This is a genomic window from Oceanicola granulosus HTCC2516 (assembly GCF_000153305.1).
In the GTDB taxonomy this organism is placed as follows: Bacteria; Pseudomonadota; Alphaproteobacteria; order Rhodobacterales; family Rhodobacteraceae; genus Oceanicola; species Oceanicola granulosus.
In genome coordinates this window covers 187014-202220 of the sequence record NZ_CH724109.1, presented here as the reverse complement: position 1 = coordinate 202220, position 15207 = coordinate 187014, and the positions used below count along the sequence as shown (strand labels likewise).

Sequence of the window (15207 nt, the reverse complement as noted above, 5' to 3'; positions counted from 1 at the left end):
GGCTCGCCTCGTACCCGTCGTCGGTGCTGATGAACGCGGTGCCCGCCAAGGTCGCCGGCGTCGAGCGGCTCGCCGTCGCGGTGCCGACGCCGGACGGGGCGATCAACCCGCTGGTCATGCTCGCCTGCCAGCTCGCCGGGGTCGACGAGGTCTACCGGATCGGCGGCGCGCAGGCCATCGCCGCGCTCGCCTACGGGACCGAGACGATCCCCGCCGTCGACAAGATCACCGGCCCAGGCAACGCCTACGTCGCCGCCGCCAAGCGGCAGGTCTTCGGGCAGGTCGGCATCGACATGATCGCCGGGCCCTCGGAGATCCTCGTCATCAGCGACGGCACCGGCGAGGCGGACTGGATCGCGCTCGACCTGCTGAGCCAGGCCGAGCACGACGAGAGCGCCCAGTCGATCCTCATCACCACCGATCCGGCGCAGGCCGAGGCCGTCGCCGCCGCCGTCGCGGCGCGGCTGGAGACGCTGGAGCGGCGCGCCATCGCGGGCGCGTCGTGGCGCGACAACGGCGCGATCATCCTCGTGCGCGACCTCGACGAGGCGGCGGCGCTGTCGGACCGGATCGCGCCCGAGCACCTCGAGCTCGTGGTCGACGATCCCGACGCGCTCGCGGCGCGGGTGCGGCACGCGGGGGCGCTGTTCCTCGGGCAATGGACGCCGGAGGCCATCGGCGATTATGTTGGAGGTCCGAACCACGTTCTGCCGACCGCCCGGTCGGCGCGTTTCTCGTCGGGGCTGTCGGTGATGGACTTCCTCAAGCGCACGACCCTCGCCCGCATGACGCCCGGTGCGCTCGCCGCCATCGGCCCCGCCGCCGAGACCCTGGCGCGCGCCGAGGGGCTCGAGGCGCACGGCCTCAGCGTCGCCGCGCGGCTGGCGCGGCTGAACGAGCGCGGCGCGTGAGCCGGATCTGCCACATCGAGCTCGACGAGCGCGGCCTTCCGGAGGTGGCGCCGGAGATCGCGCAGGAGCGACAGGTGGCGCTCTTCGACCTGCTCGAGGACAATTTCTTCGAGCTGCCCGCGCGCGACGGGCGCGCGATGCCCGACGGACCCTACCGGCTGGAGCTGTGCATCCGCGAGCGGCGGCTGGTGTTCGACATCCGCACCAAGGGGGATGCGGAGGCGGCGGAGTTCCACCTGAGCCTCGGGCCGTTCCGGCAGGTGGTGAAGGACTACTTCCAGATCTGCGAAAGCTACTTCGACGCGGTCAAGACGGCCGGACCGGGCCAGATCGAGACCATCGACATGGCCCGGCGCGGCATCCACAACGAGGGTGCGCGGGTGCTGCAGGAGCGGCTCGAGGGCAAGGCCGTCGTCGATATCGACACGGCGCGGCGGCTGTTCACCCTGATCTGCGTGCTGAGCATAGGGAGCTGAGGGTGGAGCATTCGGTTCCCGAAACGCTGCCCGGTTCCCTCCTCTTCTGCTGCGACCACAACGCCGTCCGCTCGCCCATGGCGGAAGGCATCATGAAGAAGCTCTACGGCACCGGCTGCTACATCCAGTCGGTCGGGGTGCGCAACGATCTCGAGATCGACGGCTTCGCCATCGCCGTCTGCCAGGAGATCGGCGTCGAGCTGGGGCGCCACCGGTCGCGCAGCTTCGACGAGATGGAGCAGATGGGCGACGCGCTCGGCTCGTTCGACATGGTGCTGGCCCTGTCGCCCGCCTCGCAGCGCCGGGCGCTGGACCTGACCCGCTGCTATCACCTCGATGTCGAGTACTGGCCGGTGCTCGATCCGACCGGCCTCGGCGAGAGCCGCGCCGACCGGCTTGCCTCGTACCGCCAGACGCGCGATCAGATCCGCGAGCGGCTCATCGCGCGGTTCGGACCGCCGGTGACCTGAACGGGCCACGACACAGGGGAGGCGGCATGGCGCGGGATGTTCTGGAGCGGTACTTCGCGGCGTTCAACGCCGGCGACGTCGAAGGGATGCTCGCCGAGCTCGACGAGGACGTGGCGCACCACGTCAACGAGGGCGGCGTTCGGCGGGGCAAGGCGATGTTCGGCGAGTTCTGCGCGCACATGGCGCGCTGCTACCGCGAGAAGCTGTCGGAGCTGGTGCTGTTCGCCAGCGAGGACGGCACCCGCGCGGCGGCGGAGTTCATGGTCGACGGCACCTACCTCGAGACCGACGAGGGGCTTCCGGAGGCGCGCGGCCAGACCTACCGGCTGCCGGCGGGCTCGTTCATGAGCCTCGAGAACGGCAGGATCACCCGCATCACCACCTACTACAATCTCGCCGACTGGCTGCGGCAGGTCTCGTGAGCCTCGCCTTCCGCACCCTGCGCGGCCCCGACCTCGAGGCCCATCTCGACGCCCTCGCGGCGCTGCGCATCGCGGTGTTCCGCGACTGGCCCTACCTCTACGACGGCGACCTCGCCTACGAGCGCCGCTACATGGCCTCCTACCGCGACAATCCCGAGGCCATCCTCGTCGGCGCGTTCGACGGCGACCGGCTCGTCGGCGCGGCGACGGGCGCGCCGCTGGAGAACCACGCCGAGGACTTCGCCGCGCCCTTCGCCGAGGCGGGACGGACGCTCGACGACATCTTCTACTGCGCCGAGTCGGTGCTGCTGCCGGCTTTCCGGGGACAGGGGGCGGGGCACGCCTTCTTCGACGCCCGCGAGGACCACGCCCGCGCGCTCGGGCGGCGCCATTCCGCGTTCTGCTCGGTCATCCGTCCCGACGACCACCCGCTGCGCCCGGCGAGCTACCGCCCGCTCGACGGCTTCTGGCGCAAGCGGGGCTACGCGCCGCTGCCGGGGGTGGTGGCGGAGTTCGAGTGGAAGGACGTGGACGAGCCGGCGGTGGCGACGAAGCGGCTGCAATTCTGGGAGCGGGCGCTGTGAGGGTCGGCGCGCTGGCCTACCACGTCGAGCGGCTGGCGAGCCCTGAGGCGCTCCACGCCAAGCTCGACGGGCTATTCGCCGAGGCCGCGCCCGACCTCGCGGTGCTGCCGGAATATGCCGCGCTCGAGGCGGCGCTGATCGACGCCCCCGCCGAGGCCACCCCGCTCGAATGGCGGGACCGGGCGGCGGCGCGGGCGGACGAGTGGCTCGACGCGGCGCGGCGGGTGGCGCGGGCGCGCGGCTGCTACCTGCTCGCGGGCTCCGGGCTGGTGCAGACGGCGCGTGGTCACGTCAACCGCGCCTGGCTCATCGGCCCCGACGGCACCGTGCAAAGCCAGGACAAGCTGATCCTGACACCCTACGAGCGCGACGTGCTCGACCTGGTCGGAGGCACCGGCCTCACCCTGTGCGACACGGCGCTCGGCAAGATCGGCATTCTCGTCTGCTACGACAGCGAGTTCCCCCTGCTGGCCCGGGCGCTGATCGAGGCGGGGGCGGAGATCCTGCTCGTGCCGTCCTGCACCGACCTGCCGCAGGGCCAGACCCGGGTGCGCGTCTCGGCGCGGGCGCGGGCGGTGGAGGGGCAGTGCCTCGTGGTGCAGGCGCCGCTGGTGGGCGCGGTGGCGGGCTGCGAGATCATCGACGTCTCCACCGGCCGCGCCGCCCTCTTCACCCCGCCCGACCTCGGCCTGCCCGAGACCGGCATCCTTGCCGAAAGCACGCCCGACGAACCCGGCTGGTCCGTCGCCGACATCGACCTCGCCCACGTCACCGCCGCCCGCCGCAGCGGGCAGGTGGGCAATGTGACGCACTGGCCGGAGCAGGAAAAAGCCGCCCGAGAGGTCACCGTTGCGCGGCTTTGATGCAATGGACCTTGAAAAATGGTACAACCCGGCGCATTTACTGCGCGTCCGCGACGCAGGCGGGCGATTTTGGATGGAGACCACATGGCCAAGGAAGAACTGCTCGAATTCCCCGGCGTCGTGAAGGAACTCCTGCCGAACGCGACGTTCAGGGTCGAGCTGGAAAACGGCCATGAGATCATCGCGCACACGGCAGGCAAGATGCGCAAGAACCGCATCCGTGTCCTCGCGGGCGACCGGGTCCAGGTCGAGATGACCCCGTACGATCTGACGAAAGGTCGGATCAACTACCGCTTCAGGTGAACGCCCGCGCGCCAGACCCGGCGCTCAAGCTCGTCCTCGCCTCCGGCTCGCCCCGGCGGCGGGAGCTTCTGGCGCAGCTCGGCATCGTGCCCCACGCGGTCCGCGCCCCCGACATCGACGAGACTCCCGCCAAGGCGGAGCTGCCGCGCGACTACGTCCGCCGCATCGCCCGCCAGAAGGCCGAGGCCAGCGTGCCCGCCGACGACGAGCTCGTGCTCTGCGCCGACACCACCGTCGCCATGGGCCGCCGCATCCTCGGCAAGCCCGCCGACCGCGCCGAGGCCGAGGCGTTCCTGCGCGGCCTGTCGGGGCGGCGGCACCGGGTCATCACCGCCATCGCCGCGCGCCGGGGCGACGAGATCCGGGTCCGGGACGTGCTCACCGCGGTGCGCATGAAGCAGCTCACCGAGCGGGAGCTCGCGCGCTACCTCGACAGCGACGACTGGCAGGGCAAGGCCGGCGGCTACGCCATCCAGGGGCCGGCCGGCGCGCTGATCCCGTGGATCAACGGCTCCTATACCGGCGTCATCGGACTGCCGCTCGCCGAGACGGCGAGCTTGCTCCAAGGCATGGGCTACGTGATCGGAGAGACGCGATGAAGGGACGGATGGTGGTGCTCGACCATCTCGGCGAGACCGAGGCCGCCGCGCTGCTGGTCGACGGCCAGCTCGACGACCTGCTCGTCGACGCCCCCGACCTGCCGCGCCCCGGCACCATCTACCGCGCCGTCTGCGACCGGCCGATGAAGGGGCAGGGCGGGGTCACCGTGCGCCTGCCCGACGGCGGCCGCGGCTTCCTGCGGCAGGCCAAGGGCCTCGCGCCGGGCCAGCGCCTGCTGGTGCAGGTCACCGGCTACGCCGAGCCGGGCAAGGCCGTCCCGCTGACCCAGCGCGTGCTGTTCAAGAGCCGCTACGCCATCGCCACGCCCGAAGCGCCGGGGCTCAACATCTCCCGCGCCCTCAAGGACGAGGAGGCCCGCGTGCGCCTGCGCGAAGTCGCGACGCCGCTGGTCCCCGAGGGCATGGGCCTGATCCTGCGCTCTTCCTGCGAGAACGCCGACGAGGACGAGATCGCCGAGGACATCGCCGCGATGATCGACCTCGCCCGCGCCGTAACCTCGGACAGCGGTCGCGAACCGGAGGTGCTGGTCGAGGGCGACGGGCCTCACACCCTCGCCTGGCGCGAGTGGGTCGAGCCCGCCGCCATCGTCACCGAGCCGGGCGGCTTCGCGCGCGAGAACGTGCTCGACCTGCTCGAGGCCGCCGCCTCGCCCCGCGTGCCGCTCGACGGCGGCCACATGTGGGTGGAGCCGACGCGCGCGCTGGTGGCCGTCGACGTCAACACCGGCGGCGACACCTCGCCCGCGGCCGGCCTCAAGGCCAACCTCGCCGCCATCGCCGCCCTGCCGCGCGCCCTGCGCCTGCGCGGGCTCGGCGGGCAGGTGACGCTGGACCTCGCGCCGCTCACCAAGGCCCACCGCCGCCAGGCCGAGACGGCCCTGCGCATCGCTTTCCGCCGCGACCCGGTCGAGACGGTGCTGGTGGGCTGGACCCCGCTCGGCCATTACGAGCTGCAACGCAAGCGCGAACGCGCCCCCCTCGCCCCCGCCTGGAGGTGCGTCTGATGTCCTGCCCGATCTGCTCCGGCCCCACCGACGCCCGCTACCGCCCCTTCTGCTCGCGCCGCTGCGCCGACATCGACCTCGGCAAATGGCTCACCGGCGCCTACCGCGTCCCCGGCCCGCCGGCCGACGAGAGCGACCTCGACGAGCCCTCCGCGTCGCGTCCCGAAGACAAGCCGCACTGAGCCCTTTTCGCTCTGGACACCCGCCCCGCCCTCGCCTAGAACGCCGCCACCCCGAGGGTCCGTCCCTCCCCGTGCCCGGGTAGCTCAGGGGTAGAGCAGTGGATTGAAAATCCTCGTGTCGGTGGTTCGATTCCGCCCCCGGGCACCATCCTTTCTTTTTATTGTTTATAATCAATCAGTTAGGATGCGATTTTGTCCCGCCCGAAACAACCGCCGTCGAAAGTGGGACACTTTTGTCCGAGTTTTGTTCTTCAGTGAAGCGGCGAAGCGCGCTCTCGGCGCGGGTCTTCTGACTCGCCGCACGGGTGTATCGAGTGACTTCCTTGCTGGTGGCGTGGCCGGTGATCGCCATGATCTCTTGCTCCGTGCAGCCAAGTTCGGCCAGACGCGCCGCGGCGGCTTTTCGGAGCCCGTGGACAGAGCAGTTCGGAAGCCCAGCATCATCGCACCACTTACGGAATCGGTTGCCGAAGCCGTTCGACGTGAACGGACGATTAAAGGCGGTCACAAGGAAATTCAGATCGCCCGTCGGGGTGGCGTCGATTATTCGCTGCAACTCGGGGATCACCGGGATCTCTAGGCGCACCGGCTTGCGGTTCCGACCTTTGTGCTGGGTGAAAATGAGCCAACCATCGCGGACATGCTGCTTGCCAAGCGTGACGAGATCGGCGCGGCGCTGACCGGTGTATAGTGCGAGTGCCAGGGCAAGGCGGGCAGGGGAGCCAACCGGATGTGCATCCTCGAATTTCTTGATCTCGGCGAGCGTCCACGAGTGAAATCCGTCCGGTTCGCCTTTCAGGTATTCCACCTTGTCTGCCGGGTTATCGTCATGATGGTCGTAGCGAAGCGCGTAGCGGTAGAGCTGGCGAAGGGCTTTCACCATGCCGTTGGCCGCCTCGGGTCGGTCGGCCATCTCGTCTCGCCGGACGCGGATGTGGCGCGGCAATAGAAGGGCGAATGGCTTGTCCCCATCGTTCTTGTGCTCGCAGAACCGTTCAAGGATCGAGCGGCGGACCTTCTGCGTCCGAGGGTCCAGCTCAGTGAACATGGCGCTCTTGTAGTATTGGACACAAAGCCATTTGAGGCTGCGAGGCACCACGCGTCCCACACGGGCCTTGTGGCCCCGAACCTCTTTTGGGCCAGCAGCGGCTCGGCGGTAGTCAATCAGGAATTCGGGCGAGCCGACGGGCCCGCGCAAGCGGGTCTTAGTGCCATTGCGGCGGTAGTAGAGGCGCACGTTGCCGTGCCGGTCGACGTCTTCGACCACATACTTCAATCGCAATTGCATGGAATCCTCGGGCATCTAGTTGTCCCAAGGATTTTGGTCCGAGTCTTCTCCGCCGGGCAAGGCTTCAAAAAAAGGTCCAAAGAGCGCACATCCCAAACCCGCCGCCCGTCGATCTTCTTGGGCTTCGGCATCCGCCGGTCCGAGACCATCGTGTCGAACTTCGACGTACCAACTCCGATGTAGGCTGCCGCCTCTTCACGATTGAGCCCCCGCCGCGTCGGCGGCGGCAGGGGGGCTCTCGTAATTTGGGCGAGGACTTCGGGCATCGTCTCAGCCGTCGAGCCGGACGTTGACGCTGGCGCTGGGGTTCCCGGCGGCGGTCACGGCGAGGCCGATCCGGGCGTTGCTGCCTGTATCGTCATCGGTCGTGACGACGCCGTTGCTATCGTCCCAGAAGGCGACGGCCCCGACGGTGAAGGCGTCGGTGCTCACCTTGGGCATGGTGTAGACGCCCGTGGTGGCCAGCGTGAGGCTGTCGCCGATCTCGGCGTCCCCGAAGGCCACGCCGAAGAGGTTGCCGATAAGGACGCCGTCTCCGGCGCTGGCGGCGGCTGCGGCGGTCACGGTGATCCGCTCGCCGGGCTGCACATAGGTCTTCATGGTTCAGAGTCCTTTCGTGGTGATGAAGCGGAGCGTCGTCGGCCGGGCCGAGGCGGCCCGGGCGATCTCCGAGTCCAGGGCGGCCAGAGCGCGGGCCATTTCGCTGTCGGAGCGGTATTCGACCTCTTCGCCGTTCTGGTCCCTGTAGCGCCGCACGCCGTCCGCGCGCGCCCTCAGGAGCGCGTCACGGGCGGCGGTCAGCTCGGGCACCGTCAGGGCCATCAGGCGGCCCCTTCGTTGAGGTAGGCAGCCCGCCAATCGAGCCAGCCCGCGCCGAAGTCGAGCCATGCCCGGAACTTCAGCCCCAGCGTGGACCATGCCTCGGCGCGCTGGATTTGCACGCCCTGAGCCGAGCTGAGGTAGCCGTATTGGATCGCAGCGAGGCGGGCCGGGTCCGCGAAGACGTACCAGCGTTCGTCGGTGATGCGGGGCTCCACCAGCAGGCTCAGCTTGGAGCCGAAGGCGTTCACGTCGTCCACCGTTGCGGGGTAGATCGAGGCCAGCAGCCGTTCGGCCGCCGACTCCAGCTCCGGCCCGACCAGCAGGAACTTGGGCGTGACATTGATGAGCGTCTTGCCATCCAGCCCGGTCACGCCGCGCATGGATTTCCGTGCAGCTTCCAGCGCCGCCATGTCGCCTCCGAACCGAGCGAGAGGCCGGTTCCGGCGAGGTTTCCACGGGTGGCGTCGAAGACAGCCACGCCATCGCTGAGGTCCGGGTTGCCCGTGATGAGGTCGACCATGATGTCCGCTTCGGTCTGCGCCGCAGCTTCGCCGAAGGCAGCGGTCATGTCGCCGAGCATTCCGAGGTCATCGTCGATCAGGAGCTGGCGCGAGACGTTCAGCCCCCGGGCGTAGGTCTTGAGGCGCATCGTCTCGCCGTTCTCGGCCCGGCTGGTGTGGGTGATTTCACCGGACTCGCCCAGCTCTTCCAGCCGCCCCATCTCGCCCAGCCGGATCGACGTGGCGGTCTTGAAGTTGCTGAGGCTTCGCTGGCGACCGAGACGCTTCAGCGGGCTCTCGGCGGCGTGGTAGCTGGCGAGGGCCGACTTGCCCATGGCGTTGGAAACCAGCAGCGGGAAGTCAGACGTGGTGTGCTCGCCCGCCCGGGTGAAGGTCTCGTCGGCCGTCATGCCTCGCGTGGAGACGCCCGCCCGGGCGAGACTATCGCGAGCCATGTCGAGGAAGGACTCGGTTAAGTAGGGCCGGACCTCGGGCGCGGGTTCTCCCCCCGCCATGCGAACGTGCAGTGCCTCTTCGCGACGCTGGCGGATCACGGCGGGGTCATCGTTTGCGGGTGCGTGGGTGCGGATGACAGGGGCCGAGCGGCGGCGGCTCTCCATGGCGTCCCAATCAGCCGCCTTCGCAGCGGTCATGTCGGCGTTCTGGTCGATGAGCTCGTCGGCCACTTCCGGGCCGAGCCCGGCAGAGCGGACCAGACCCCGGATGTCTCTCCGGCGCTGGGGCTCGGCCTCGTCGGCCGAGAGGGTTTCGATGGTATCGGGCATATCGTTTTCCTTCTGCCTCAGGCGGGCCGTGGGGTCGGCCGGGTTGGAAGTCAGAGTGACTTCGGTGATCCGCCAGCCGGTCGGGCTCTTCGTCCGGCCTCTTGGCGAGAATTTCTCGGTCCATCCCGTGACGCGATAGCCGATGCTGACTCCGCTCACGGTGCCGTCCGCGATCCGCTGCACGATGGGCGCAGCATCTTCGGCAGACGTCAGCTCTAGGAGGGCGAGGACAGAGGGACCCTCCACGGCGATGGACCGAACCCGCCCAATCTGGTCACGGACACTGGCAATCCGGTGACTGTCTAGGACGGGCAGACCTTCTGCGGCCGAGCTGTCGAGCGTGTCGGCCGTCAGGATTTCGAGGAATGGACCACGGGCATCGCGCCGCGTGACCGGGTGATCCGTGGCAATGACCGCCGATACCGTCCGCGTCTCCGGGTCGTAGGAGTTGGGCCGGGTGGCGGCGGCTCGGATCATCGGATCATCCAGCGGCATCGGTGCCCCCTACACTGAAGTTGAGGCCGAGGCTGGCTTCACGGGCACGGTCGGCTGCGATTCTCGGCGTCCAGCTCGGCCACGTTCCAGCCCATCTGCCCCACGGCCTGACGACGGCTGGTGAGGCCCAAACGCAGGGCGGCCTCGGCAGCGGCCATGTCCTTCTGCGGGTCGACTTGTGCATGGCGCGGCGGCAGCCACTCGGCCGTCAGGGCCGGGGCGAGGTTGGTAATGTTCAGCCGCCCGGCGAGGTATTCGTCGGTCACGAAGCGGCGGAAGGTCGGGTCGAGGAACTGCGGGACCAGCGTGTGGTAGACGAACTGCTCCACCTTGGCCCGGAACGGCAGCAGGCCCGCACGGAGCGAGCTGTAGTTCGCGTCGCTGAGATCCCCGTCCAGCAGGTGCGTGGGAACGCCGAGCCCGGCGGCGATTTGCTGGCGCATGGTCTTCAGGAGTGCGGCGGAGTCTTTGGCCTGATCGGGCGTATTGAAGCGGACGTCCTCGCCGAGACCGAGCCGGTACATCGCGCCGGGTTCCAGCCCCACTTCGGTGATGCCGCCCTCGGTGGGATGGCCGTCGTAGACCCCGCCCCCGGTGCCGTTGGCATCCACGATGAAGCCCGCATGCATGGCCGCCACTTTCAGGCCGACCAGCAGCGCGTCGCTGGCTTGGTCGTATTCGGAGAGAGTGGAGAGAACGGGTGCGAGCTGCGACACCCCGCGCACCTGCCCGGGGCCGAGCGGACGGAAGACGTGGATCATGTCCTCGACGGGAACTCGGATAGACTCGTGAGCGCCCGAGAAGAGGTCGGTCGGCCGCTGGGGCCGAACGTGGTAGGCGCGGCGGGTGCCGTCTCTGTCGTACTCGACACCAGTCACCACGTAACCGTCGGTCAGCTCGCGCGTGTCCGCCTCGTCTACGAACTCCGCTGGAACCTGCCATCCGGCGGTTAACCTCAGCCTTCAAAGAAGCCTGTGGGTATCATTTGGGTAGCGGGCTGTTCCCGAAGCTTCAAAGACTAGCAATCGTCAAGACTCCTCACACCTAGTGCTGCGGGGCGTCCATGAAGCTGGGAGTAATCTTCAAGGATATTGGTTGGATTACTGGACAACCTACGAGCCCAACGATGAACAGAACGCCCTTGGCGACGTCTCGTTGCCGCAGCAGATACAGCCTTGAGATAGCCGTGAACATTTTGAACGATGCGGCGGCCATCTGCACCGGCTCTTGGTCCTGCGCTTCCTGCGTAATCATACTCAATCCGAGTCACTATCCTTCTTAAACAACTCTTCCAGAGCCTCAAGGTCATCTTCACCGATGTCTGTGAAAAGCGATACAGCCATCGCGTCTGATACCTTAGCTCGTACAGCATCCCAGTCGTCGGAAGGGTCATGTATGATATACTTCGAGATACCTTCGTATTGCTTTTGCACTTCGATGCGCGCTGACGTGGATAGCTCCCGGCTAACCGCAAAGTGATAGGGTGTTGGGAAGCCGAAACGAACGAGTTGTGGTAGGAAGCCCGGCATCGGCGCAAGGTCCGTGCCAGTGGCAAGTTCAATTTCTATTACCAACTGCGCTAACGCACTCATAACGAAGCTAATCTCGGACGCAAAGCGGTTCGAAAAACGCCTCGCGAACTTCGCCATCCCGTCGGACTTGGTGGGTATCTTGACCGGAGCTTCGTTTTTCACAATGAAACCCAATATTGTTGCATCCAGTTCCAATAGAGTCTTCTGGTCAAACCAGTCTGAAAGGACCTCGCGAATGCCAGCGAGTGCCACAGTCCGCTTTGCCACTTGATCATTCTGGTTCTTGTATGCTCTAGCAAATATCTTCTCCAAGCCCTCGGGCCTGAATAATGCGTCAAAGTCTTCCTCCTTGGGGTCGAACTGATCCAATACCCATATCGCCCAATCTATGGCCTGAACGGATAGCCATGGTGCTGACGGAAGTGCACTTTCGAGCTTGCGGACAAACTTGAGGCTTGCCCCCGTTTTCGCGGCGAGCGCCTCTTGCCATGTAGCAGGAGTTTCTGGTTCGGTGTCAGACAGCACTTGTTCAAGTTTCTGTTTGCGACCATACAGCCATGCATCCGCGTTTGCGGCGTCGGCAGACCGCTTCTGGAAGTATCCAAAAGACCGAGAAGTTAGAAGCTGAAAAGGAGTTGTCCCATCCTCGTTTGGCTTCAATGATACAGTGAGTTTTCGCGCGAGGTACTCAGCGACGGGACGCTCGGTGGCCTCTACCTCTATTTCGTCAAGTAATGTGCAAAGCGGATCAATAAGGGGAACACATCTGTCTTTGGACGAGAGAACCATACTGGTGACCACGGTCTCTCGGGGCACGTAAGTGTTCAAATCGCAAGGAACCGGATTGCCGGGGACAACTAGAGCTAAACCCGTAGAAGCATGACCAGCGCGGCCTGCGCGCCCCAATGCATTCAGAATTTCATGCTCTTGCATGTTTTTTCGTTTTTCAGTCTCGGGGTCTAGTCGGTCGGTCCCGGCGAGAATTACGGCATCACAGGGAAGGTTTAGCCCCTGCGCAAGTGTGGATGTCGCAACAAGCACGTTTAGGCCGCTTTCTTTGGACCGAAACAAGCCCTCAACAAGTCGGCGCTCAAAAGGAAGAAGCTCACCATGGTGGACCGCCGCAATTTTGCTCCCTGCGTCATAGATGGATTCTACTTTGCCTATCTCCTCAATTGCAGTTTCCTTCAAAACGGACTGATCAGCGGTAAATGTCGGTTCGATAGCAGAGAACTGCGCGTTGATCTTGTTGGCCGTTGATATTGTGAAGTTGATGCTTTCGCAGAACACAAGAACCTTGATGCCATGCTGCGCAAGCTTGACTGCCAGTTCTGCGGCCACCTCGTTGCGGTTCGAGGTAAGCCAGCGGTATCCGGTTTTGTTGGGCCCCCCAACGCCTAGCGGCATCGGGGAGTCCGAGAGGGGCTTCAGGGCACTCGAACTGCCGGGCTGTGGTAGCCAGTTCGAGTCTAACGAGAACAAGCCGTAGGGAATGGCCAACACTTCTGGGGTGACGCCATTGTTCAATTGCGTAGTGAAATTTCTCAGGTCTGTGTGTGAATACACTACACATCCTCGGAGCTGGCGTGTCGGCTTCCACTCATAGTCAAAGGCCACGAAAGGACGACCAATTCGATCTTCGAGCCAGTCTTTCAGCTTTGATCCGTTGGAGATCATCGCAGAAAGTAGCAAATAATCGGCACTTGCATTGATCTGACCGAATTGCAAGAAGCAAAGCATAGCGTCAATGCTTCTCCGGTCAGCTCGAATTCCGGTGGGAGAAGTAGGATCGATGGCGGCGCTCATCAGGTGAAATTCATCGAACACCAACAGACCAACGTTTTGAAAAAGATGGGGTGCAAAGGTCAGAAGAGCAAAACACTTCTCAGGCGTCATGACAGCAATGTCGGGCAGTCTTTCCACTGTCTCGTCCAAGGTAAGCTCGTCAAGGCTTTGGGCTACAGCTAGCTCTGAGAGACGTTCATTGAGATCAAACTCTACTTGTGAGACGAGCGCGTGGGTCGGTGCCAGATAAAGGACGGATTTTCCTGACGCCAACGTCGCCGCAATCTTCAAGCCAGATAGGGTAGATTTACCTGTGCCAGTTGGTGTAGTCATGATCATGGAAGAGCCCACATCTAAGAAACCAGTTGCAATAGCAGCTTTGTGGTTCTCCCAGATTAGAGGCCATCTCTTGGCCTCCCGGACTATCCAGTCACGCCAAGCTCCGTGATCAGTGCCATTCGGGTTCGGAATGCTAACCAATAGATTGTCAGCCACGGCTCCGAGGGCACTGCGCAAAAGGGAAGCGAGATGGTGCGGTCCGGGAAAAGTGGTCAACGCAACAATCGGAGTGTCAGCCACACCTTCCAAACTCTCTGACAAAGGTCCCGCTAGAGAGATAACTCGTTGAAGATTCGAGTGTACGTCTTCAAGAGCCGCTGGCTCCAAATGTCCTACCGAGAATTTCGAGAACGTAATAAGCGACCGGAGAATTTCCCTATAAAGCAGATCAGTGGCAATTGCCTCACTTGTTTCCGAGCCAGCATCTACCTGTTCGATTTCCGTGTTGGAGATGTCTTCGTATTGCCCCCGTGCAAGACGGCCGAGCGTCAGGATCAACAGTCGCCTAAGTGCATTTTCTTCACCAGTTGCTCTGATACCGCGACCGACCTCCGCCGCATCGGAAAACCGTTCAGAAGCCAGAAAAAGCAAGGAGGAAGCGATCTCAGGCCCGATGCAATCCTCACTAAGAAGGCTTTGGTTCTCTTCAGTCAGGATTAGCCGATCTATTCGGTCAACGATTTGACGTGCAGATCCCGCAACGAATGCAATTGAGCGTAAGCGTTCCGGGTTTACACCCAAAGCAACTTGAGCCTCAAAAACATCTGCCAATCGACTCATCTTAGACCTAACGGCAATCAATTCGTCCGGTAGCGCCTCCAAGCTGTCTGCTAGAAGCCGTGCGGTCGCTATTTCTACGCTGGCAGACGTGAGTAACTCAACCAGTTCCGACGCACTCAAGCTTTTCAGATCTGGCGATCCTGCGATTAACTCCTCTGTTACCGGATCAAACATTATCTGCGATCCTCTTTATTTCTCTCCTGATCTTTCTCGCCAAAGCTTTCAAAAATGATCGCGTATCAACGGATGGTAGGACTTCTGCCAACCGTACGGTTTCCGCACCGAGAGCGTGTTTGTCAAAGTCTTTAAGAATATGTTGGTAGCCACCCGCGTCCGCATTTTCTGGCATGGCGGTAACTGCGACCCTAAATGCCCTCGTTCGCTCGTATATCAGTGCTTCCAGTAACTCCTCCTGCGTGTCGGCTCCTAGGCCTGCCTGTTCCCTCAAAATAGCAGTGATCGCATCTAAAAGTTCGAGATCCTTATTCCCGTTAACGATCCCGTCGATTTCGTTCCAAACGCTACCCTGAACGAGGCTCTTAGGATTTATTGATGCTTTGTCCTCGCAAAGCACCACTCTCGAAATTTCACCGGATGCGTCTTGGATGCTCACAAGCAGGCCGTCAAAACCCTTGTCTGCCCTGCGAACATGAGGTGGTGTAGCGAGGGCGGCTGGCATGTCGATAGATGCTGCAACCCACGAAAGATGCTGAAACAGCAAGCCGTCGCGTTGCTCGATACGCTTGTTTTTCTTGTTGTTGGCCGTTTTTTCCTTTTCCGGGTCGGCGCCTGAAAGGTCCGTTGCAATGTCCGCGAGCCTTATGGAAAGAAGAGAAATCGCATTCTCGAACACTTTCCCCGGAAAACCAGCTCTGCTTGGCTCTAATTGATTGATTATCTGAACCGCATGTTTTGGCTTCCGCAGGTAGAGCCATGCCAACGTGCGAACTAGGCGGTCTTCATCAATGACCGCCCATTCTGAGAAGTTGCAAGTAGGTGAAAGGTCCGTTTTCTGAAAGGTAATTGGCATTAGGGCCCCGAGCGTT

18 protein-coding genes and 1 tRNA gene are annotated in these 15207 nt (G+C 64.0%); 11 read left to right on the top strand and 8 right to left on the bottom strand.

Going from position 1 to position 15207, the window contains the following annotated elements:
- From hisD to OG2516_RS16635, 11 genes are all read left to right on the top strand, one after another.
- A partial coding sequence (gene hisD / locus OG2516_RS16685; RefSeq protein ID WP_007256907.1) for a histidinol dehydrogenase occupies positions 1–911 on the top strand: 911 nt, incomplete at its 5' end.
- Positions 908–1387, top strand: a complete 480-nt coding sequence (locus OG2516_RS16680; RefSeq protein ID WP_007256908.1) for a UPF0262 family protein — start codon at positions 908–910, stop codon at positions 1385–1387. The genes hisD and OG2516_RS16680, both read left to right, overlap by 4 nt.
- Before the next feature lie 77 nt (positions 1388–1464).
- The gene (locus OG2516_RS16675) at positions 1465–1857 is read left to right on the top strand and encodes an arsenate-mycothiol transferase ArsC (RefSeq protein WP_245544340.1); all 393 of its coding nucleotides are present in this window, start codon (positions 1465–1467) and stop codon (positions 1855–1857) included.
- Between the two features lie 26 nt (positions 1858–1883).
- On the top strand, positions 1884–2279 hold the full coding sequence (locus OG2516_RS16670) for a ketosteroid isomerase-related protein (protein ID WP_007256911.1): 396 nt from the start codon (positions 1884–1886) through the stop codon (positions 2277–2279).
- Complete coding sequence (locus OG2516_RS16665; RefSeq protein ID WP_007256912.1) at positions 2276–2863, top strand: GNAT family N-acetyltransferase; 588 nt, start codon at positions 2276–2278, stop codon at positions 2861–2863. The genes OG2516_RS16670 and OG2516_RS16665 overlap by 4 nt, the downstream gene beginning before the upstream one ends.
- A complete protein-coding gene (locus OG2516_RS16660; protein ID WP_007256913.1) occupies positions 2860–3726 on the top strand; it encodes a carbon-nitrogen hydrolase family protein in 867 nt (288 codons plus the stop codon). Before OG2516_RS16665 ends, OG2516_RS16660 begins: the two co-directional genes overlap by 4 nt.
- A gap of 84 nt (positions 3727–3810) precedes the next feature.
- Positions 3811–4029, top strand: a complete 219-nt coding sequence (gene infA / locus OG2516_RS16655) for a translation initiation factor IF-1 (protein WP_007256914.1) — start codon at positions 3811–3813, stop codon at positions 4027–4029.
- Positions 4026–4628: a Maf family protein gene (locus OG2516_RS16650; RefSeq protein WP_007256915.1), complete on the top strand. Its 603-nt coding sequence runs from the start codon at positions 4026–4028 to the stop codon at positions 4626–4628. The genes infA and OG2516_RS16650 overlap by 4 nt, the downstream gene beginning before the upstream one ends.
- Complete coding sequence (locus tag OG2516_RS16645; RefSeq protein WP_040616167.1) at positions 4625–5653, top strand: ribonuclease E/G; 1029 nt, start codon at positions 4625–4627, stop codon at positions 5651–5653. Before OG2516_RS16650 ends, OG2516_RS16645 begins: the two co-directional genes overlap by 4 nt.
- Positions 5653–5835, top strand: a complete 183-nt coding sequence (locus OG2516_RS16640; RefSeq protein ID WP_007256917.1) for a DNA gyrase inhibitor YacG — start codon at positions 5653–5655, stop codon at positions 5833–5835. The genes OG2516_RS16645 and OG2516_RS16640 overlap by 1 nt, the downstream gene beginning before the upstream one ends.
- A 73-nt stretch (positions 5836–5908) precedes the next feature.
- Positions 5909–5983: transfer RNA gene (locus tag OG2516_RS16635), tRNA-Phe, on the top strand.
- A 27-nt stretch (positions 5984–6010) separates the two neighbouring features.
- On the opposite strand, the gene OG2516_RS16630 is transcribed toward OG2516_RS16635, so the two are convergent.
- The 8 genes from OG2516_RS16630 to OG2516_RS20070 form a co-directional block, all read right to left on the bottom strand.
- Positions 6011–7138: a tyrosine-type recombinase/integrase gene (locus tag OG2516_RS16630; RefSeq protein WP_007256918.1), complete on the bottom strand. Its 1128-nt coding sequence runs from the start codon at positions 7136–7138 to the stop codon at positions 6011–6013.
- A 255-nt stretch (positions 7139–7393) separates the two neighbouring features.
- Positions 7394–7723, bottom strand: coding sequence for a DUF2190 family protein (locus OG2516_RS16625; RefSeq protein ID WP_007256919.1), 330 nt, complete (start codon positions 7721–7723; stop codon positions 7394–7396).
- Between the two features lie 3 nt (positions 7724–7726).
- The gene (locus OG2516_RS16620; RefSeq protein WP_007256920.1) at positions 7727–7945 is read right to left on the bottom strand and encodes a phage head-tail joining protein; all 219 of its coding nucleotides are present in this window, start codon (positions 7943–7945) and stop codon (positions 7727–7729) included.
- Complete coding sequence (locus tag OG2516_RS16615) at positions 7945–8355, bottom strand: phage major capsid protein (protein WP_156799415.1); 411 nt, start codon at positions 8353–8355, stop codon at positions 7945–7947. Before OG2516_RS16615 ends, OG2516_RS16620 begins: the two co-directional genes overlap by 1 nt.
- Positions 8313–9725, bottom strand: a complete 1413-nt coding sequence (locus tag OG2516_RS16610) for a phage major capsid protein (RefSeq protein WP_007256922.1) — start codon at positions 9723–9725, stop codon at positions 8313–8315. Before OG2516_RS16610 ends, OG2516_RS16615 begins: the two co-directional genes overlap by 43 nt.
- 38 nt (positions 9726–9763) lie before the next feature.
- Entirely contained in the window at positions 9764–10684 is a 921-nt protein-coding gene (locus OG2516_RS16605; RefSeq protein WP_083788629.1) for a phage portal protein, read from the bottom strand.
- Positions 10685–10981: 297 nt separating this feature from the next.
- Entirely contained in the window at positions 10982–14335 is a 3354-nt protein-coding gene (locus OG2516_RS20075) for a DEAD/DEAH box helicase (RefSeq protein WP_156799414.1), read from the bottom strand.
- A complete protein-coding gene (locus tag OG2516_RS20070; protein ID WP_156799413.1) occupies positions 14328–15101 on the bottom strand; it encodes a hypothetical protein in 774 nt (257 codons plus the stop codon). Before OG2516_RS20070 ends, OG2516_RS20075 begins: the two co-directional genes overlap by 8 nt.
- Positions 15102–15207 lie beyond the last annotated feature (106 nt).